Genomic DNA, 625 nt, shown 5'->3' on the forward strand with positions numbered 1-625 from the left:
AGGCTACTAAAATCTTTATAGCTATCAAAATACCCATGCGCCGCTGATCCACGTGCATGCACAACACGTTCGGGAATGCGCTCATGATCGAAATGGGTAATTTTTTCACGCAGGATGAAATCTTCCATTGCGGTAGGGCCGCGCAGCCCTATCTTGAGCGAATTCTGGTTATCTGCAACCGGCACACCCTGATTGGTGGTCAGGCGCTGGTTTGAACCATCTGCTCTGACCCGATCAAGTGAACCGATAGTTTCATTGACACCCAAGGCTGGCTGGCCCGTACCAACTTTATCAGAGGCGACTGATTCCATTACAGTACTTGCTGTGGCATTAGGAGAACCAGGTTCGACAGTCGCACCTGAAACAGGATTGCGGCTTAACTCACCATATTCATTCGCCTTGTTAGGATTTTCTGGCATGGCTGCAGCAACTTCAAATGCATTGCCAACTTTTTCAATCAGGGATGGTGAGGTAGCATCCATTGCCCCCAGTGATGCGGGCAATTCATTGGTGGATGGGCCAGAGACGGTGCTTAATACTGAGCCGGCACCGTCCGTGGACGACGGAGAAATTGATTTAGTCATTGCGGGAGCCTTTAAAAGTCAACCAGATCCAACTACATCAG

General features: G+C 49.6%; 1 protein-coding gene. It reads right to left on the reverse strand.

Annotated elements, in window-relative coordinates:
- Positions 1-584, reverse strand: a 584-nt coding sequence (locus ACO0LF_RS31415) for a catalase (protein ID WP_423021324.1), incomplete at its 3' end; no start/stop codon positions are given.
- Between the last annotated feature and the right edge of the window lie 41 nt (positions 585-625).

It is taken from the genome of Undibacterium sp. Di27W (genome assembly GCF_049340345.1).
GTDB lineage: Bacteria > Pseudomonadota > Gammaproteobacteria > Burkholderiales > Burkholderiaceae_D > Undibacterium.